This is a genomic window from Paenibacillus sp. FSL R10-2796 (genome assembly GCF_037965315.1).
GTDB lineage: Bacteria > Bacillota > Bacilli > Paenibacillales > Paenibacillaceae > Paenibacillus_AQ > Paenibacillus_AQ odorifer.
The window spans coordinates 4,210,287-4,230,959 of sequence record NZ_CP150178.1 but is presented as its reverse complement, the minus strand read 5'-3'; the positions used below and the strand labels follow the sequence as shown (position 1 = coordinate 4,230,959).

Below are 20,673 nucleotides of genomic sequence, written 5' to 3'. Positions count from 1 at the left end.
TAGTATGGTTTTCGCAGTTCTAGCGTAGTTTCGGACTCCAGTGCAGCTATTCCCTAGAAAGGGCCCTAAATATGATGTTTTGTGCGCCAATAGGTGCATTGAGTGAGGTCCGATAGAACCTGAAAAGTAGTAAAATGCCTCGAATAACGCCAACTGAGTCCGATAGTACCTCATCCGCCAAACTAAGAGTAGGTAAACGTCACCGTCTATGCACACAGCCTACTAGTAAACACCATCGTCCTGCAAACAGCCAATTGGAGAACACCATCGACTTCGCAAACAGCCTACTAGTAAACACCATCGTCCCCGCAAACACTACTGGCCTGCACCTTCGTATACCTAACCCCGTATTGGAAGCTACATCACGCGCAGACAGCAATTGTGATTTAATCAAGGAAGGTTCGGTCCTCAAATTATGTTGGCCTATTTTTCCATTAACTACTTCATCTGTCGTAGTAATTATGTTATACTGCAACTACTACGACAGATGAAGTAATCATGGGGGGATATTTTTGATCAGCAGTGATGTTATACGCGGCTACAATGATACGATGATCCTCTACATGCTGCTGGACGGGGAATCTTACGGGTACGAGATTTCCAAAAATATCAGGCAGTTAACACAGGAGAAATATGTTATGAAAGAGACAACATTATATTCTGCCTTCACCCGACTGGAGAAAAACGGGTACATAGAATCCTTTTATCTGGATGAGAGTCTTGGCAAGCGGCGTACGTATTACCGGATTACCCCTTTGGGTCTCGCCTATTACCGAGAAAAATGTGAGGAATGGAAGGTTACACAGCAAGTTGTAAACCAATTTATCAAGGAGTGGTGATAGAGCATGGAGACGATCATAGTATATCTGGATAATATGTTTGCGGGTCTGCCAAAGACTCCGGAACTGGAACATCTGAAGCACGAGCTGCTATCAGGGATGGAGGAGAAGTACCTGGAGCTGAAGCTTGCTGGCAAGTCGGAGAATGAGGCGATTGGTATCGTCATATCGGAATTCGGCAATATTGAAGAGCTGACAGCGGAGCTTGGCATCGATCCAGTTGCGCCAGAACAGGCTATTCCGGTGCTGACGGAAGAAGAGGTTTACGCTTATGCGGCGGCCAGACGAAGCGCTGGATTATGGACGGGGATCGGCGTTTTTCTCTGCGCATGCGGAGTGGCGTTTTTGATCACCCTGGATACAATATTTGAAAATAAGGCTGTTATGAGTGATAAAGGTTCGATGCTGGGGCTGGTCGGAATGTTCGTGCTGGTCGCTATCGCGGTCGGGATGTTTATACACAGCGGAATGAAGCTGGATCGCTTTAAGAGTCTGGAGCAAGGCTTTCAGCTGCCTTATGCTCTAAAAATGGCGCTTCAACGCAGCCAAAGTCTTTATGCTCCGACTTACCGTCTTTCTCTGATTACAGGAGTCTGCCTATGCGTGCTGTCGCCGGCTTTTATCTTTACCACTAGCTATGTCAACGATGACTATGCTCCCTATGGAGTCGCTACTTTTCTGTTTATTGCAGCTGTGGCGGTATTTTTGTTCATCTATTACGGGAATATCCAGGGTACTTATACGAAGTTGCTGGAGGAGCCGAATATCACTGCAGAGAAGCAGGAAGAGAACCGATTTGTTGGAGTTGTTGGGGCTGTATTATGGCCTTTGGCGACGGCGATTTTTCTGTTCACGGGTTTTGTCTATGGGCGCTGGGACGTCAATTGGGCAGTATTCCCAATTGCTGGAGTTCTATCCGGCATGTTAAGCAATGTTCATCATGTTCTGAAACGTAAAGATATCTCCTGATGGTGTTAACTGCACTTGTACATTCCTGAACTAGATAGATTATATGTAAGGTATTCTACCAGTTGATTTTGCTGGAAGAATGCCTTTTTTTGTTGGATTTTAACAGGTGAGCTAAATGAGCCCTTTAATATTTTGACATTTAAATTTTAAGTACGGACTTGGACATATGTTGAGAGAAAGAGAATATGAATATACAACAATAATCTTGTTAAAGAGGCGACAATACATTAACTAGTTAGGAGAAATGATCGATGGAATTCGAACTGGGCAGCATTTTGAAACTAGTAAAACGTAGGCTGCTGTTCATTATTGTATTATGTATCGCTGCAGTCGGGCTCGCTGGTAGTGTTAGCTATTATGTTTTACAGCCGAAATACGAGGCGACAGCTTCTATACTTATTCAAGGAGACAGGCAGCAGAAAGCAATTAATGACATTATGGCCGGACAAAAACTGGTAACCACTTACGGGGAGATCATTCGAAGCAGCAGGATAGCGGAAGAGGTTGTCAGAAAGCTGCAGCTAAAAATGACAGCGGAAGAGTTACTCAAAAATGTGAAGACAAGAACCAATAGTGAATCACTCGTAACAACGGTAATTGTGACCAATTCAAAAGCTCAACGGGCAACAGATATCGCGAATGGCTTCGGAGAAGCATTTAATGCGAATATTCAATCGATTATGGGAGTGGAGAATGTTGTATTTCTCGACCGTGCCAAGGTTCCTTCTGATCCTGTCTCACCTAAGCCGGTCTTCAATATGGCTGTTGCCTTCGGATTGGCGCTGATTACCGGGATCGCAATCTCTATCCTCCGGGAAATGATGGAGAAACCCGTGAGAAGTGCCAAAGATATTCAGCTTGATTTGCAGCTTCCGCTTCTGGGAACCGTGGGCAAATTGAAGCCACGTAAACGGCGGAATAAAGCGAAAACCAAATCAGCAGAAGGAGCCACAAGTTATGAAGAAGAAAACGCCAAAATTATATTGCCTGGAACAACCGAAGTCATCTAACGGAGATCAATTCCGAAGCATACGCTCCAATATTCGTTATACCCGCGTTGGTGGAGAGATCCGCTCTTTATTAGTCACAAGCTCGCTTCCGGATGAAGGGAAATCAACGGTAGCGATAAACCTGGCGATTGCCATGGCGGAAGCTGGTAAGACAGTTCTACTCATTGATGGGGATCTACGTACGCCAACGGTGCATAAGGCATTTGATCTGCCTAATTGGATCGGGCTTAGCAGTATCTTAGTGGATCATACCCGCTTAGAGGATTGCATTATTTCTATTGAGGAAGCAGAAGGTTTGTCTGTATTGACCTCTGGTCCGATTTCACCAAATCCCGCTGAATTACTAGGCTCTGAAGGAATGAAGCGATTGTTTGCAGAGCTGAGCCTGCGTTTTGATACGATTGTCATCGACTCATCCTCTGTATTAATGCCATTTTCGGATGCCCTTATTTTGGCAACGATGACTGAGGGGGTATTGCTAGTTGTGAAATCCGGAAAAGTACTCTTAAAGCACACGAGTTCTGCCAAGCACTTGCTAGAGCAGCAGGGAGCACATTTGCTGGGAGCCGTATTGAATTATCGGAAAAAGAGCAGGCGTTCCAAGATTCGTGGTGAAGATTTTGCCGAGTGGGCCTCTTCTTCAGGAATGGTCTGACGTCTATGTCATTTGCTTCTCTTCGTTATTTGCTCGGGAATATCACTTACGCTGGTGCTCAGTTTGTGATTGTGATCCTGCTGAATAAATTCGGGTCATCGGCAATCGTGGGGCAATATTCGCTAGGGCTTGCAGTTACTGCTCCGATCTTTATGCTGTCGCATCTACATCTTCGTTCCGTATTAATCGTTGATTCATCGGGGAAATACAGTTTTGGAGACTTTCTGGGCTTACGGCTGATAACAACCGCCCTTGCGTTTACGATTACCGCAGGTTTTTGCATAATGAGTGGTTTGGATTGGAATACAGCATTGGTTATTTTCTTCATCGGTCTGTATAGAATCGTTGAATCAATCAGTGATATTTTATTAGGCATCGTTCAAAAGGAGGAGAGATTAGATCAAATCTCAATCTCCAGAATGGCAAAAGGGTTATTCTCCATTCTAATCTTCATCCTCGTATTTATCCCTACACAGAGCCTTATTCTTGCCTTGTTAGTCATGATTATCGGATGGTTAGCGATAACGATTGGATATGATGCTCGTAAAGCGAGAATATACACTTCTCTCAGGCCACTCTTCAACAAAAGAAGCCTATGGAGTTTACTGATCGTCAGTTCACCGCTAGGCGTGGTGTTGGCGTTGATGTCGTTAAATACGAATATCCCATTATACGCGATTTCCTATTTTAAAGGGGAGCATGACTTAGGTATTTATGCTTCACTCTCATATATGATTGTTGCCTGTAATGTTGTCGTCACCGCACTTGGTGAAGCCATAACACCACGTCTTGCCAGGTGGCATTCAGCCGGGAGACACAAGGAGTTTGTCACTTTACTCAGCCGAATGATAGCGATGGGTTTGGGTTTTAGTGCGGTCGCTTGTTTGATAGGGTGGTTGTTTGGACACAAGCTGTTAACCTTATTATTCAGTTCAGACGTGGCAGGAGAGTTAGGGTTGTTTCATTGGCTGCTGGCGTCCACCATGCTGGTATTTATTTCATCCTACCTGTGGTACGCCATAACGGCTACCGGAAGGTACAAAGCCCAGATTCCATTGTTTCTGTGCACAGCATTCACTAATGGCTTATGTTGTCTGATCTTCGTACCTCATTACGGGGTAGTAGGTGCTGCGATGGGAGCTAGTTCGTCGTTATTTGTACAGATGATTGGCAGTGTAGTTGTGCTGTATCGTGTCATCGGAAAGGTAAGAAATCGGGAACAGTCGGAAGCGGCAGCATAAGTTCTTTGTTTTATAGGAAAGTAGGAAAGTAGGAAAGTAGGAAAGTAGGAAAGTAGGAACTTGTATGACATCTGTATCTGTTGTAGGGAAGCCCTACACCATGCATAATTTATTTCTGTTTGCGGTCATGGGGTATATCATATGCCTTCCGGCACAGTTTGATTTTGGTGGAGCCTTCCGTATCGCCCCGTCGGATCTCTTCTTAATGTTAGGTTTGTTTGCCGCTGGATTCCATCTCAAATTGGACCGGAGGATATTCAGTTCATGGCATTGGGGCATGTTGTTCATTTTTGTTCTAGCTTCCTTTGTATCCATTTGGCGCAACGGCTTCATAACCCAATACGCCTTACTGCAAAAAGATATTGGATTCATACTCCTATTGTTGACCTACATCATGCTTGTGCAAGCCGTAGATAGCTGGGAACGGTTATATAAGATGCTCCGATTTTTCCTGATCAGTGTGCTGCTCTTAAATGGTGTTGCCCTATTCGCTTTTTTCAGCGGAGTAAAGGTTCCGTTTATGGTGCAAGACGGGCGGTTGTCCGGCATGTTAATTGATCCCAATGCATACGGGGGATTGCTGGTGACGGCTTTTGCCATTCATATCATGACGAGTGGGGAGAAGATAAAGCTGCTGCGGGGATGGGTCAGCATACTAGCGACGATAAGCTTAGCCGGGGGCATTATGATGACTTTCTCGCGCTCGTCATGGATTGGTCTCTTCCTTGTATTACTTACACTTTTGATTACCAAACCTTCCAGACTGCTCAAGATCGGAATGGGGTTTGGTGTGGCTTTTATAGCTCTGCTGCTGTATAAAGGCACCGCTTATCTAAATGTGCTGGAGTCTATGTCCAGCAGACCTTCCCAGATCCAGTCGCGTCTTGACATCATTGACAAAGCGGTGGATTGGATCGCACAAAGTCCATTATTAGGCATTGGGCTTGGTTCCTATAATTACGAACTGCTCATTATTATCCACAACACGCCAATATGGTTTTTGACTGAATTCGGCTTATTGGGCTTGATTGTATATGGAGGATTTATGATTTGGTTCTTCATTGTGGGTATCCGTTCTTATCGTGCAGCAGATCCCATTCATAGGCCAATTATTATGGCATTGCTGTTGTCCCATGCGGCGATGATTGGGTTATCGATGGGTATTGAGGCGTTATTCCAGCGGTATTGGTGGTTCATGATGGCGATGAACGGAGCTTGCATCCGGTTAACAGACAAAAACCTGAAAGGAGAGATGCCCTATCGAACCCAACACGTTGAACGGTCAACTGGGCGCAAGCTTCGACAACGAGCAGAGCAACCTCAATAAAAGCTCAAGTAAGGACATCGGGAGTATTCCAGCTGAGGGTGGCTTACAAGCAAAGGTTGCTTTTGTAGCCTCCATATATGGGCATTTCGAGAGTTTTCATTTACCTTACATGGTGTTATTGCTGCAAAAAGGGTGTGAAGTCCATGCTTACGCTCAGCCGGGCGAAGCCAGACAGCGCTTGGAACAGCGGGGAATTGTATGTCACGACGTACCTATACAACGAAGTCCTTTACAGTTGAAGAATTGGACGGCTCTGCGGATCTTAACGAAAAGCTTCCAAGCGGAAAAATTTCAGTTCGTCCATGTACATACACCAGTGGCTTCGATTCTCGGACGGATTGCAGCCCATAGAGCAGGTGTCCCTAGCGTATTGTATACAGCTCATGGTTTTCATTTTTTTAAAGGTGCTCCTTTTCTGAATTGGATGCTTTATTATCCGTTGGAGTATTTGATGGCACGTTGGACGGATGTACTGATCACCATTAATAGTGAAGATTATGAGCGTGCTCAGAAATTCCCTGTCCGAAAAAAAGTAACTTATGTGAGCGGAGTCGGGCTTGATCTTCAGGTATACGGTAGCGGTGAGGGGGATGATGAAATTGCAAAAATGAAGGGGGTAAGTCGTCACCAGCTATTTGATTTACCTAAGAGTGACAATGATAATCCTTCATTCGTTGTTCTCTGCGTCGCTGAGTTAAATGCTAACAAGAACCAAAAACAGTTGATCGAAGCACTACATCATTTGGGTGATCAAGCAAGCGATATTCATCTAGCATTCGCAGGTACAGGTCCTTTCGAGCAAACCCTTATAGAACTTGCTACACGGTTAGGGGTTAGGGAACAGGTACATTTTCTGGGGTTCCGAAGAGATATACCGGATTTGCTACAAGCGTGTGATGTTGCGGCACTTGTGTCCTATCGTGAGGGGTTACCCCGGGCGATTATGGAGGCGATGGCAGCAGGCAAACCCGTGATCGGCACACATATTCGGGGCATTCGCGATTTGATTGAGCATGAGTCAACGGGCATGTTGGTTCCAGTGGATGATATTGCCGCTACGGCAAAAGCACTGGTTCAACTGCGAGCGGACGCAGCTTTGACCGCAGCAATGGGTAAGGCGAACAAGGACAGGATTATTCGCTATGGATTGCCAGCGGTGCTTCGTGAAATGGACTCGATTTATATAGAAGCGCTGAAAGAACCAGGGATAAAGCCATTTCCGTCTGAATTACAAACGGGTCTGACAGCAGATAGATAATTCATTCTCGCATATACGACAACAAACGAATAAACGAATAAACGAATAAACGAATAATTAGTTAATTAGGGAGAAAGAAGTGATGAAAATGCGGATCGTACGTTTAGTCATGTTGGATGCGGGAATTATAGCGGCTTCAGTGTGGCTTGTGTTTTTACTTCGGTTTGATTTTCAAATCCCTGAGCAGTACATGTGGATGCTTCCGTGGGCGATACTCATTCACATTATGGTGTACGCAGCGTTCTCATTTGGATTCAAGGTGTATAACAATATCTGGCGATACACCGGTATAGGTGAGTTATTGCAGCTGCTAAAAGTGAGTGCTTTAACACTCTGCGGAGTGGTCGCTGTCAATGTATCTGCGCATGTATTCGTCCCTTCCTATCGATTGCCGATTTCGATTTATTTTGCAGCGGGTTACGTATTTCTCGGCATTGCCGGCTTACGTTTAGTTAACCGCCTCATCAACGATAGATTCGAAACACTGGGAACAAAGGGTTCATCCGAAGGCAATCTGCTAATCGTTGGGGCAGGGAAAGCAGGCATCCTCGTTACCAAAGATATCAAGCATTCAAGATTTAAATTCATGAACCCAGTTGCCTTCATAGATGATGATATCTCAAAGCGCAAGCTGGAGCTTATGGGGTTGCCGATTGTCGGTAACCGTAACTTCATTCCCCAGGCAGTCGAGCAGCTGGATATTTCGTTCATTATCATCGCTTTGCCTACGGCTCCTCAAAAGGAATTACTGGAGATCATCGAAATCTGCAAATCTACCAAAGCTCAGATCAAGTTAATGCCTAGTATGACCGATATTTTGGACGGGAAAATGGCCATTAACATGATCCGTGAAGTATCCGTAAATGATTTGCTGGGGAGAAGTCCCGTAGAAATTAATACGGAAGAGATTCGTGAGAATTTGGGAAGCGAGTGTATTCTCATCACGGGTGCAGGCGGTTCAATTGGTTCGGAATTATGCCGGCAATTGGCTGCGTATCGTCCGAAGGAAATGCTGCTTTTGGGGCATGGAGAAAATAGCATTTATCTTATTGAACAAGAGTTGCGACAGTTATATCCCGATCAGATCATTCATCCCATTATAGCGGACATTCAGGATGTATCGCGGATCGATAACGTTTTTCAAAAGTTCCGCCCCTCCATTGTGTATCATGCCGCTGCGCACAAGCATGTTCCTCTTATGGAGATGAATCCAGTAGAGGCAGTTAAAAATAATGTGATCGGCACAAGGAATGTAGCGGAAGCGAGTGCTAAATATGGCGCTAAACGGTTCATCCTCATCTCATCGGATAAGGCGGTTAATCCTACCAGTGTTATGGGGGCCACGAAACGAGCCGCGGAAATGATCATTAATGATCAGAATTCCTTAAGTAAGACGGTTTTTGCCGCTGTACGTTTTGGTAATGTGCTGGGCAGTCGTGGCAGTGTCATTCCGTTATTCAAAAGACAAATCGAAAACGGCGGCCCGGTGACGGTTACACATATGGATATGGTGCGTTACTTCATGACGATACCCGAAGCGGTACAGTTGGTTATTCAAGCAAGTGTGCTGGCACAAGGGGGAGAAGTGTTTGTGCTGGATATGGGTAAGCCAGTTCGTATATACGATCTAGCGAGGGATTTAATCCGCTTGTCGGGTCTCGAGCCTGACAAAGATATTCCCATTGTGGTCACTGGCATTCGTCCTGGAGAAAAATTGTTTGAGGAGCTTTTGACTGAAGAAGAAGGGTTATTGGTCACTAACAACTACCGTATTATGATTAGCCGCCCGCAAAGTGTCTCCAGATCTGAACTGAATTTGGTGTTGGGGGTTCTGGAGAACTTGTGCAAACGGTATGAACTGATGCCAAGCAGTCATCAGATCAAAAAACTGCTAAAGCAGCTAATTCCAAGCTATTCGGGCTTTCAGGAAGAACCGCAGGTGGGCACACATGATCTTGAACGCATTAAATCCGAAGTTCATGCGGGAATCTGACCTATGAAGTCGACTAAGCATTCATGGATGACAAGATTATGGGGCAAGCGCGACAAGGCAATTACAGGTAAACGTTCACGCATGCGGCGGGTGGGACGATACAGCCTGATTGTTATTCTTGTTGTGGTTGTAGTTGGGGGGATCTGGATTGGAGGGATATTGAATCCAGAGCATCGTTTTAATAAGGCGATACTTAACCCCTTGACGATCCCTAGCTCTAATGTGGTTACGGACAATGAAGCGATGGTGCAATCGCTCAGCACACCAGCCCCACAAGCGCAAATGGATGAGCTTACCCTTACAACGTCTACACAGACTCCAACTGCGGTGACATCTCCAACAGACAAGAAAAGCTCATCCTTTAATGTAGTGCTAATTGGAACAGACACTTGGGGCGGAGAAAGCTCGCGGGCAGATACGATCATGGTTGCCCATGTGATGCCGGATCAACGGAAGGTGAATATCGTATCTGTGCCGCGGGACACGCGGGTTTATGTGCAGAACGTCGGTTATACCAAGATCAATCATGCACATATCGTTGGTGAAACAAAGGGTGGGAATCAGCAGGGTACGCTGACACTGATTCAAGCCGTTAGTGATTTTATGAATATTCCTATTCATTACTACATCAAGACGAACTTCTCCGGTGTTCGTGATTTCATCGATTCGATCGGCGGGATCGATATGCTGATTGATCAGGATGTGACCATCACTCCGGAGATCACCATCAAGAAAGGTGAGCAGCATCTGGATGGTGCCCACACGCTTTATTTAGCAAGGGAGCGCTACTCGACTCCGGAGGGTGACTTTAGCCGCCAACGGGAGCAATTCAATATCGTTCGGGCTGTAGCCAAAAAGCTATTAAGTCCGGAGCATATTCCTGATCTAGCGGGACTGCTACTGCGTGAAAAGAAAGACATTATTGATACGAGTTTTAGTGACAGTGATTTGATGAGCTTAGCTTGGCTATTCAAAGGAATGGATTCCGCAGATTTTGCTTACGAACAGATTCCTGGCCATAACAGCTCTGCTCTAGATCCGCTCGTCCGAACCAAAGTGTATTATTGGAGTGCAAATCCGGAAGAGGTAAAGTCACTTACAGAACGTCTTTTTACGGAATAAGAGAAAGGCGGGGGAAAGACTACCATGTATCGCCATATGAAGCGGGGCTTCGATTTGGTGGGAGCGATCGTTATGTTAGGTGTGTTTAGTCCGGTCATGGCTGTGGTGGCGTTGCTGCTTCGGATAAAGCTGGGAAGTCCTATTTTGTTCAAGCAGCAGCGGCCGGGAATGGGAGAAAGACCCTTCTACATCTACAAGTTCCGAACCATGGCTGAAATGTATGATGCGCAGGGCCAGCCGTTATCGGATGCTCGGCGTTATATCAAATTCGGCGGATTGATTCGAAAGCTGAGTCTGGATGAGCTCCCGCAATTAGTAAATGTTGTGAAGGGAGAAATGAGTCTGATCGGACCAAGACCTTTGCTCATCCGTTACAGCCCGCATTACTCTGAACGGGAGCGGCTGCGATTTACTGTAAGACCCGGAATAACGGGATTGGCGCAGGTATCTGGACGTAATACTTCGGAGTGGAAACAGCGGCTCTCCTATGACGTTACCTATGTTGAGAAGCTAAGCTTTAGATTAGATGCGTTGATCTTATGCAAAACTGTGCTGAAGGTGATCCGCCAAGATGACGTTGTGGCCAATCCGGGTGAGCATAGTCTGCCGCTCGATGAGTACAGAATGAACCAAAAGGAGGGGTCGGCATGAATTTGCGGTTTAGTCCGCTTCAGGAAGATGATATTCACCTTGCATGCCGGCTCTTACAGAGCAACTTGCCAGAGTCGGTCTACAATCAAACCATATTCGCCTGTGGCGGTTATCCCGAATATTTGAAAGCAGCATGTAAATGCGGAAGCCATTCAGCAACACTGCTGATTGGTGCCTATTCTGAAGACCTTCTTATTGGATTCGCTGAATGGCGAAGAATGGAGCAGATGCTGGTTCTGAATAACTTGAATGTGGACGCAGCTTATCGAAAAGACGGCATCGGCGGCAAGCTTATGGCGTACGGGGAGACGTTGGCCCAAAAGGATGGCATTTCGAAGCTGGCACTTGATGTATTTTCGTGGAATGAGCAAGCTCATGCTTGGTATTTGCGGCTTGGTTTTGCAGAGGAAGGCCGGACTTACTGGTATGTAAGAGATTTGGCTCCATCGATTGATAGGGATAGAGAAGCATTGGCGTACATCATAGATGATTATCCGATGGCAGAGGCATATCATCAAAAGTATGGATTCTCTTCTCTTAAGATTAGAACGAAGGAAGAGACTTCAGTTGTGGGCCGGTTAGGTGAACAGTATTATCGTATCCAACTGCAAAGTGGAGGGTGGAGTGGCTGCAATCTTTTGACAGACGTATTAATGGATTTAGACCGGGAGAAAAGGCTATTGTTGCTTTCTTCAGATGCTTATTTGCGTGAGCGAGACCCCGGGCTAATCTTAAGCACTGAAAGTATACGTATGATCAAAATATTGGAGAATCAAGAGGTGTTGTATGAGTAACTTTATCGTGTTAGGCAGCTCTAGTTCAGCGGAATGGGATGCCTATTTGAACCAGTTAGAGACGAAGGATATCTATTTCTCCTCAGCGTTTTTTCGGCTGTTTGAGGATGGAGAGCATCAGCAGGCAGAGCTGTTTGTTTTTAAGCAGGGAGACCAGCTCATAGTTTATCCTTACTTACTTCGCTCCATAAGCCATCTTCCTGCCGTAATCCAACTGGGGCTTGAAGGCGATTGGTACGACATTAGTACACCCTATGGATACGGGGGACCGATATCGAATCTCCCTCCGGGAGCCGAACGAAGTGAGCTGTACCGGCAATTCAGTGAAACGTTCACGGATTACTGTAGAGAGAAAAAGATCATGACCGAGTTTGTAAGATTTCATCCCTTGATTGGCAACGCTACGGAATATCAAAGTGGTCTGACCACCGAATGGAATAGGAATACAATTTATATTGATTTGACTGTGGGTTCGGAGTCAGAGCTCATCCGGCATTATGGCAGCAATCATAAACGGAATATTCATAAATTAAAGTCCGCACCCTTTACGATTCGAAATTCGAATCTGAAGGATCGTATTGAGTCCTTCAGTGAATTGTATTACGGAACACTAAACGATTTACAGGCGGATTCTTTTTATTATTTTCCCAAAAAATTTATAGAAGATACTAGTCATCTACTTGAGGGGAGAGTAGAGCTATTCGAAGCTATGGATGGGGAGAAAACGGTGGCGACCAGCATCGTGTTACATGAACGACCGTGGATGCATTATCACCTATGTGGTTGGGATCGCGCCTATCTGCAGTGGTCACCTACCAAATTGCTAATACACGCAGCAGCCAAGTGGGGGATGGAAAATGGCTTTGAATGTTTTCATCTTGGCGGGGGATATAAGGGGAATGACGACTTATTTCAATTCAAGCATAGATTCGCGACACAACTGGAACCCCTTGACTATTACTTAGGTAAACGAATTTTTTACCCAGAGTTGTATGAGCGGATCATATCCTTTTGTGACACCAGAATATCAGGAAATTACTTTCCGCTCTATCGGCATCCAGATCTCGATATGATATGTATTCCATCTGAAGAAATCGGTCCAAATGGAGAAAGGAGCTTCGCATGAGCATTAGTCAAACGAGCATTCTGCCACGAATCTTGTTATCCCCGCCGCATATTAGTGGTCGTGAGCAGGTCTACATGGAGGAGGCGATACACTCTGGTTGGATTGCTCCTATTGGTCCGCAAGTTGATGCGTTCGAGCGGGAGATGGCCGCCTACACAGGATCAAAGGGTGCACTAGCGTTAAGCTCTGGCACGGCGGCGATTCATCTCGCACTTCGTCTAGCCGGTGTCACACAAGGAGATTACGTGATCTGTTCTACGCTCACGTTCGTTGCTAGCGCCAATCCTATTTTATATTTGGGGGCCACCCCCGTATTTGTCGATTCAGAGCCTGAGACCTGGAACATGTGTCCGCTAGCTTTTCAGCGGGCCTGCCAAGCTTTGAATGACAAAGGGCTGCTGCCAAAAGCGGCTGTTGTCGTCAATTTATACGGACAAAGTGCAGACATGGCGCCCATTGTAGAAATAGCTAACCGATATGGAATTACCTTGATTGAGGATGCTGCCGAATCACTGGGCGCTTTCTACCAAGGCAAGGCCAGCGGAACGTGGGGCCAATTCGGAATCTATTCTTTCAACGGAAATAAGATTATTACGACGTCAGGTGGGGGCATGCTCGTATCCGACGATACCGAAGCCTTAGATCAAGCGCGCTTCTGGTCTACGCAAGCCCGAGACACTGCCCCTCATTATCAACATTCCGAAATGGGATACAACTATCGGTTAAGCAACCTGTTGGCAGCCATAGGACGCGGTCAATTAGAACTGCTTGAAGAGCGAGTAGAGCGTCGCAGATCTATTGGCCGGCGATATAGGGAACGGTTAGGTTCCATACCGGGTCTTCATTTTATGCCGGAAGCGCGCAATTGTCGCAGCACGCACTGGTTGAGTGCGCTGACCATCGATGAAGAAGTGGCGGGGTTCTCTTCACAACAACTCCTGTCATGTCTGGAACAGCACAATATCGAAGCTAGACCTGTATGGAAACCGCTGCATTTACAACCCTTGTTCGAGAGCAATTACTACTATCCTTACAGTGAGGAATACAGTGTATCGGATAAATTATTTTCAACAGGTGTCTGCCTGCCTTCTGGAAGCTCTTTATCGGATGAGGATTTGGAACGTGTCGTTTATGCGATAGAGACATGTAACCAATACCGTTGATTCATCTTATTTAGCCTTCCATCCGCTGGCAGCTGATCCGCTTTCCTTCACATAAAAAGTGGCTTGTGCCGTGCCATCCGTTCGCATGGCCAGACTGCCAACTGGGGCGGTTACGACTCCCTCGGGCGAACCCTCTACTATGAACACCGCGGGCAACACTGCCCCCCCAGTGAGGCGAATGGCCCGTTTGAAGTTACCGTAGGTCGAGAACCATTCAGGGAGCGAATATGGATTATACAAGGTTCCTAGTGATGTGCCTTGCATGCCGATTAGTGTTTCGAATTCTAGAATTCGCTTTACCTTCACTGCTCGGGTATCAAACACCGCTACATTATTGAGGCGCAGAGACGGTTTAGCTGCACCGTAAGAAGAGACTAGCACTACCTGATTGGTTCCGCTATTGCGGACGATCATATTGTCGACAGTAGCCATCGCGTCAGACTCCGTTGTGAATAAATGCAAGGTATTGCCCGTTAAATCCTGTGCATCTATCGTCCCCACATAAAGATCTCCTCCGTCGATTCGGACACCACTTGCTAAGGTGGAACCCGAACCGTACATTCCTAACGAACCGATATGCAATCTTGGTTTACCTCCGGCAGCATTAAACGCTGTATAGATCGCAGGGCCCCCGATGCCATCGAACTTGGCGCTAGCGATATCAATAAATTGTGAATAGATCGTCTGTAGACCGAAGCTAGCTTTATGATCGGTGGAGCGGATAGCCAAGTGATTGATTTTCAGCGTCAGTCCATAGGACAGTAAGGCTGGACTTACCGATCCGCTTACACGCATATCTAGTGAACCGATGTCGAGTGTCCAGAGTCTAGCGATAGCATCTGTAAGCCCTGCTGATAGATCGTTACCGAAACCTATGGTTGTCAAGGAGTCGAATCGCTGATAAAAGCTGCGCGTTCCTTTAAAGACATCGGGTTCAAGATCGAGAGAGTTAGCACCAGTAAAACCAGGCGCGCCACCGCGGCTATTATTCAGAACCGCTCTGTTGACATGAAGCTGGTCTACAAAATGGACCACAAAGTTCTTTCGTCCAGCAGTCTCACAGCGTGCGTATCCGATGTGCACATTAACGGAGGGGATTTCTTCTGTCCCCCCAATGAAGATATTATCCCCATAGCAATCGTGAGAGTACACTGACTCTATCGTTATATTTTGCGAAGAAGAAATGAACAAGCCGTGAAGCTGATCGTTGACGGCTGTTTTAACAGTCGATGCACTTCCATCAATTTCAAGGGTGCCCGCGATTGTAATATTTGAGGCATTTAAGATTACTAGAACCCTAGTGTCTGAGGGTGGGTTCGGGGCAAGCACAAGTTTGGAGCCGGCTTCAAAGCTTAAATTCGTTTTGGCTGGAATTCGAAGACACCACCAGTCGAGGATGGAGGGGTTACGCATGCGTCCCGAAGATACCTTATATACACCTGGAGGAAAGATTACTACTTTGTTTTTGGCGTTTCCCGCATTGATAGCATTTTGAATCGCTACTGTATCGTCCTTAATACCGTTTCCTACAGCGCCGTACGATCGGACGTTCACATAACCGTTAGTCTCAGGGTCTATTTTAATAGATGTGACCGCACCATCAGAAAGGATGGACGTAGTCACCGAGCTGTCTGGAATAGGGGCAGTAGCCATATACTTCACTCCTTTATCCTTTGATTTTGTATTTTATGTGAATTTTTCGGGGAATGCACGGTACAAAGATCACTCTTAGCGGGCGAAAGGAGTTTTTTATTTTGAAGGTATTGGTAACTGGGGGGGTAGGCTTTATTGGATCCCATGTGGTTGATCGGCTAATAAAAAAGGGCATAGAAACTGTGATTGTAGATAATGTATCCGGAGCCTCCGGTCTGACTTATATGAATCCTGCTGCGGTTCTGTATAAGTACGATATTCGGGATGAGACTTTGCATGAGGTGTTTAACCTTGAAAAGCCAAATGCAGTCATTCATCTGGCTGCACAGATCGACGTCAGAGAATCACAGCGGAACCCGTTATTTGATGCGAATGTGAATATTGTTGGCACGCTGAATGTACTGCGCATGTGCGAGATCCATCAGGTTCAAAAGCTAGTTTATGCCTCGTCGGCAGCGGTTTATGGGAACCCGGAATATTTGAGCATTGATGAGCAGCATCCCTTAAATCCCGAGTCCTGCTATGGTGTATCCAAAAGTGTACCAGAGTCATATATTCGGATGTTTGCCAGCTTACATGGGCTGAAATATACGATTCTGCGTCTCGCTAATGTATATGGGCCAAGGCAAAGTTCGCATGGAGAAGCTGGCGTTGTATCCGTTTTTCTGGATCGCATAAAGCAAGGGAAGGATCTCGTAATCTATGGGGACGGTGAGCAGACTAGAGATTTCGTCTATGTGGAGGATGTGGCGCAAGCGTTCGTTGACGCGGTTCAGACCGAAGGCAGGGTGAATAATGAGACGATGAATATTAGCTGCGGAATACCAACCTCGATAAATACGATGGTTCGGATGTTAGGGGACATCACGGGTCGGGATTTCTTGACAACCTATGCGGAGCCCCGTCCGGGGGATATTCTCCATAGCTATTTAAACAATCAAAAAGCCCAGGAATTATTGTCTTGGTTCCCTAACCATAACTTTCATACCGGGCTGGAAAAAACAATTACTGACCGCTTAAGTGTAGGAAGCGCAGTAGATCATTAAAAGCACCCATTGAAAGGGGCACTCCGCATGGAACGCAAAATGAACTCGGAAATGTTCGTTCTTCGTAGTGTAGCCTGCTTAAGTATAGCCCTGCTGCATGCTCTTTACCGGGTTTATGACGATGGAAATACATCTTGGGTAGAGTCGGTGGGTTTACTGCTAACGTTTGGCACACCTGTATTCGTATTTATCTCCCAATTCGTGTTGTCATTTGCCTATCCCAATGAAATTCCAGCGAGATTTTGGGAGAAAAGAATCAAGTATATTTTATTTCCTTACTTTTTTTTCGGGACCTTGTATGCAGGACTAAAAGGATTGGAGCTGTCGAGTAGTGACGGCATTCCTTTGCTGCAGGCTTTTTGGTATTACCTCTGGCGTCATTTGCTGATTGGAGATTTCCATGGCTATTTTATACTGATTATCTTTCAGTTTTATGCTTTATTCCTCTGGTTTCAGACGTATGCGAAGCGGCTTAACCCCCGCAATGTTCTAATTGTATCGTTCCTTATTAACGTTATCTATTTGGGTTTCTTCAACTTTACTACGCCCGCAGATACGGCAGCCGCCCATTATTTCTGGGATAAAATGTACTGGATTTTCGCACCTGGTTGGATTTTTTACTTTACAGTAGCCTATTACTTGGGACGAAATGAGCTGTGGTTCCGGGAAAAATTAAAAAAGTTCCGCATAGCCGTATACACGCTCCCGGTTCTGACAGGTGCGCTAGTGCTGTTCGTGAATAGTCAAGGCTGGATAACGGCGCATAGCTCCAAAAGAATTGATATGCTTCTATTCGCCTTAAGCATGATTTTGCTGCTCTTCTCCGTGGCATCGAAAATGAAGAAAGTGCCACGTGTACTGGAATGGAGCAGCAGATATTCTTTTGGCATATACTTGCTTCATCCTTTGCTATTGGCTATATTCGTTAAGCTTCCAGCTTCATTTGGGTTGCAAAACCTTGGACTATTTAGTGTTCTGCTGCAATTTGTCGGTTGTGTGGTAGGCTCGGCACTTATAATGAATTTAGCGAATCGTATTCCTGGCGGAGCGTATGTATTCGGTCGGATCGGCGTTGGGATAAACCCAAGCAAACCACCGAAATCGCTGGATAAGCCGATAACTCCGAATATTGGGAATGCAAACTAGCTTGGATTTGAGCGGCCGCTAATCGTCTGTGTTAAGGTGATTAGTGGTCTTTTTTGTTTTTGTATTATTGCGATTACTTCGCTAATTACATTGCTAATTACATTTGCTATTACATCGCGATTACATCGCACTAGCAGCACCCTCTCAATTCTCATTTAAAAAGCAAAATAGTTGTAAAAAGTACATTTAAGCTCTTATGCTCGCAGCTTTAGGGCAGTTTAATTGCATATTTTACAACTATTATTCTAGAATCCCGCCATATTGAGGCAAGTGCTCGTATTTAAGTGTACAGAGTGCAACTAAATCCACAAAGGCTACCCTCAAAGCATATATAGTTGCACAAAATGCAATTAAACAAACTTCGTCGTTACCACGCCTTAGCTGCACTGTGCGTTGGTGGTAAATGCAATTAAACAAACTTCGTCGTTACCACGCCTTAGCTGCACTGTGGCGCATTGGCGGTAAAGTCCCAGTATAATTGTTGTATTATGGTCAGTTCACACGAGGTCTTGTTTGTTCGGACCGTATTGCAGCTATTTTCACTTTTTAGTTCATTTTGCGATAGTTTCGGACTGTATTGCGCTTATTTCCATAAAAACACACATTATGGAAGCTACTTTGCACGAATAGCTGCATCTAAGTCCGATAATTTAGCAAAATGAATGAAATTATTAAATTAACGGCTCCTCAGTCCGATCTATAGTGAGGGGGATCTAATTAGATGAACTTCGATTATAGTCGAAGGGACCTATATTAGTTAGTCTATAATTAGGTAGTCCCTTTATGGTTTTTTACATCCAGAGAATAATGCATCGTGCAGAATATTAGGAGGAAATGAATAGTGGAACTTGGAGTAAGCACATTTGTCGAGACCACACCTGATGTCCAAACGGGTGAGACAATAAGTCATGCAGAACGACTACGTGAAGTAGTGGAGGAAATTGTACTTGCCGAAGAGGTGGGATTAGATGTATACGGAGTAGGTGAGCATCATCGGCATGATTATGCGGCGTCTTCACCTGCGGTTGTACTGGCTGCGGCTGCTTCGTTGACTACTAAGATCCGGTTGAGTAGTGCTGTAATGATCCTGTCTTCAGCCGATCCGGTGCGTGTGTTTCAGGACTTTGCAACGCTGGACGGAATTTCAAACGGACGTGCGGAGATTATGATCGGCCGGGGTTCGTTTACAGAGTCTTTTCCTCTATTCGGATATGATCTGAAGGATTATGAAGAACTGTTTAATGAGAAGCTGGAATTGTTATTAGCCATCCAAAAGTCAGAAAAAGTGACCTGGAAAGGCAAACACCGAGCAGCTATAGAAAATTTGGGGATTTACCCGCGTCCGGTTCAAGATCCTTTACCGATTTGGATCGGGAGTGCAGGAAGTCCAGAGTCTGCGATCCGCACAGGATCACTAGGTTTGCCTTTTGTTTTAGCGATTATAGGGAATGTTCTACCACTGGATTATGCGTCACATGTACAGCTTTACAAAAAAGCAGCAGCTGAAGCCGGGCATGATATTTCAAAATTTCCAATCGCTTCGCATTCACACGGGTTCATAGCGGAGACTAATCAGTTAGCGCTGGAGAAATTTTTTCCTTCAACGCATGCCCGGACCAATGTGCGGGCGAAGGAAAAAGGAACACCTCCGTACCATCGTGCAGATTATGATGCAGCGTGTAGCTTAGAGGGCGCCCTTTACGTAGGTGATCCAGAAACTGTCGCTAATAAAATCATTCATCTACGCAAGCATGTGGGAATTACGCGATTCTTTTTACATGTGCCGCACGGCACGATGCCTCATGAGGATGTTATGCAGGCGATTAGACTGCTGGGCACCGAAGTGGCCCCACGTGTGCGGGAAGAAGTAGCGCGCTGGGAAGCAAGTAACCGGTAATTTAGTAAGCTGCGTCCTTAGGACGTGGCTTTTTTTGTAAGGTATACTGAAGAAATGAATAGCGTTTTATACAGGAGGGGCAATGGAAAAAAATCATTATTTATCTCAATTCAATTTGCTTCAATCGTTAGGACTGGAAGATCTTATTGAAATGGAAGAATTAACGCGAATAACAGTAGTCCCCAAAAATACATATATCCAAACACCGTCAACCTTTTCTGAAGGACTGTTTTTTGTGAAAAAAGGAAAGGTTCGCTTATACCAATTAAACGCAAACGGTAAGCAATTTACATCGGATATCCTCAGTGAGGGTAATGTTTTTGGTGAAATGGGTATGATTTCTTTTGGAACGAAGGAACATTATATTGAAACGATTGAGGAAAGCCATATCTGCACAATTGATCCTGCAAGGTTTGAAGAATTCATCTCTCACCGGCCTAGGTTTATGATGTCATTATTGCAAGTATTGAGCGACCGCATAAAAAGTATGAGTCAGTTAACTCAAAATCTAGCCATCGGAAATCTGCATGATAAAATATTGTGCGTTCTTTTAAAGCTAGCGGATCAGCATGGGGTTGAGCATAAGGATAATTGTTACAAAATTAATGTTCCTCTATCGCATCAAGAAATCGCTAATTTAATTGGAGCCAGCAGAGAAGCTGTAACAGTGGCATTGCAAGAATTGGTGAAAGCGGAGGTTATTCAGACAGGGTTCAGAACTATCTATATCCAGCGAGACAAGATTTTGGAAAGAAATATAACATAGATATCGAGTTGTAAACG

Annotated in this window: 18 protein-coding genes; 17 read left to right on the top strand and 1 reads right to left on the bottom strand. The window is 45.4% G+C overall.

The features are described from left to right. Positions 1-512: 512 nt before the first annotated feature. From NST58_RS19130 to NST58_RS19070, 13 genes are all read left to right on the top strand, one after another. Complete coding sequence (locus NST58_RS19130) at positions 513-839, top strand: PadR family transcriptional regulator (RefSeq protein ID WP_076129753.1); 327 nt, start codon at positions 513-515, stop codon at positions 837-839. Between the two features lie 6 nt (positions 840-845). After that, complete coding sequence (locus NST58_RS19125; protein ID WP_339243846.1) at positions 846-1,808, top strand: permease prefix domain 1-containing protein; 963 nt, start codon at positions 846-848, stop codon at positions 1,806-1,808. A 251-nt stretch (positions 1,809-2,059) separates the two neighbouring features. Then, entirely contained in the window at positions 2,060-2,818 is a 759-nt protein-coding gene (locus tag NST58_RS19120) for a Wzz/FepE/Etk N-terminal domain-containing protein (RefSeq protein ID WP_076194867.1), read from the top strand. Further along, positions 2,766-3,473: a CpsD/CapB family tyrosine-protein kinase gene (locus NST58_RS19115; RefSeq protein WP_339243843.1), complete on the top strand. Its 708-nt coding sequence runs from the start codon at positions 2,766-2,768 to the stop codon at positions 3,471-3,473. The genes NST58_RS19120 and NST58_RS19115 overlap by 53 nt, the downstream gene beginning before the upstream one ends. A 5-nt stretch (positions 3,474-3,478) precedes the next feature. Then, entirely contained in the window at positions 3,479-4,714 is a 1,236-nt protein-coding gene (locus tag NST58_RS19110) for an oligosaccharide flippase family protein (protein ID WP_076281651.1), read from the top strand. Between the two features lie 64 nt (positions 4,715-4,778). Continuing rightward, entirely contained in the window at positions 4,779-6,041 is a 1,263-nt protein-coding gene (locus NST58_RS19105) for an O-antigen ligase family protein (RefSeq protein WP_339243842.1), read from the top strand. Next, positions 5,989-7,299 (top strand): glycosyltransferase family 4 protein, encoded by a 1,311-nt coding sequence (locus tag NST58_RS19100; RefSeq protein WP_339243839.1) that lies wholly within the window; start codon positions 5,989-5,991, stop codon positions 7,297-7,299. Before NST58_RS19105 ends, NST58_RS19100 begins: the two co-directional genes overlap by 53 nt. A gap of 82 nt (positions 7,300-7,381) precedes the next feature. Then, positions 7,382-9,292: a nucleoside-diphosphate sugar epimerase/dehydratase gene (locus NST58_RS19095; RefSeq protein WP_076194875.1), complete on the top strand. Its 1,911-nt coding sequence runs from the start codon at positions 7,382-7,384 to the stop codon at positions 9,290-9,292. 3 nt (positions 9,293-9,295) lie between these two features. Then, positions 9,296-10,414, top strand: a complete 1,119-nt coding sequence (locus NST58_RS19090; RefSeq protein ID WP_256721903.1) for an LCP family protein — start codon at positions 9,296-9,298, stop codon at positions 10,412-10,414. A gap of 24 nt (positions 10,415-10,438) precedes the next feature. Continuing rightward, positions 10,439-11,065, top strand: a complete 627-nt coding sequence (locus tag NST58_RS19085; RefSeq protein WP_076129746.1) for a sugar transferase — start codon at positions 10,439-10,441, stop codon at positions 11,063-11,065. Continuing rightward, positions 11,062-11,859, top strand: coding sequence for a GNAT family N-acetyltransferase (locus NST58_RS19080; protein WP_076277769.1), 798 nt, complete (start codon positions 11,062-11,064; stop codon positions 11,857-11,859). The genes NST58_RS19085 and NST58_RS19080 overlap by 4 nt, the downstream gene beginning before the upstream one ends. Then, the gene (locus NST58_RS19075; protein WP_076219539.1) at positions 11,852-12,985 is read left to right on the top strand and encodes a GNAT family N-acetyltransferase; all 1,134 of its coding nucleotides are present in this window, start codon (positions 11,852-11,854) and stop codon (positions 12,983-12,985) included. Before NST58_RS19080 ends, NST58_RS19075 begins: the two co-directional genes overlap by 8 nt. Then, positions 12,982-14,148, top strand: a complete 1,167-nt coding sequence (locus NST58_RS19070) for a DegT/DnrJ/EryC1/StrS family aminotransferase (protein WP_076306137.1) — start codon at positions 12,982-12,984, stop codon at positions 14,146-14,148. Before NST58_RS19075 ends, NST58_RS19070 begins: the two co-directional genes overlap by 4 nt. 6 nt (positions 14,149-14,154) lie before the next feature. On the opposite strand, the gene NST58_RS19065 is transcribed toward NST58_RS19070, so the two are convergent. Next, positions 14,155-15,801: a glycosyl hydrolase family 28-related protein gene (locus NST58_RS19065; RefSeq protein ID WP_076219537.1), complete on the bottom strand. Its 1,647-nt coding sequence runs from the start codon at positions 15,799-15,801 to the stop codon at positions 14,155-14,157. Between the two features lie 101 nt (positions 15,802-15,902). Here NST58_RS19065 and NST58_RS19060 point away from each other — a divergent pair, with 101 nt between their 5' ends. From NST58_RS19060 to NST58_RS19045, 4 genes are all read left to right on the top strand, one after another. Continuing rightward, positions 15,903-16,847, top strand: coding sequence for an NAD-dependent epimerase/dehydratase family protein (locus tag NST58_RS19060; RefSeq protein WP_076277766.1), 945 nt, complete (start codon positions 15,903-15,905; stop codon positions 16,845-16,847). Between the two features lie 27 nt (positions 16,848-16,874). Next, complete coding sequence (locus NST58_RS19055) at positions 16,875-17,993, top strand: acyltransferase family protein (protein ID WP_076277765.1); 1,119 nt, start codon at positions 16,875-16,877, stop codon at positions 17,991-17,993. An 841-nt stretch (positions 17,994-18,834) separates the two neighbouring features. Further along, a complete protein-coding gene (locus NST58_RS19050) occupies positions 18,835-19,890 on the top strand; it encodes an LLM class flavin-dependent oxidoreductase (RefSeq protein WP_076129739.1) in 1,056 nt (351 codons plus the stop codon). Positions 19,891-19,972: 82 nt separating this feature from the next. Continuing rightward, positions 19,973-20,656 carry a Crp/Fnr family transcriptional regulator gene (locus NST58_RS19045; protein ID WP_076129738.1) on the top strand — a complete coding sequence of 228 codons (684 nt, stop codon included), beginning with the start codon at positions 19,973-19,975 and terminating at the stop codon, positions 20,654-20,656. Positions 20,657-20,673 lie beyond the last annotated feature (17 nt).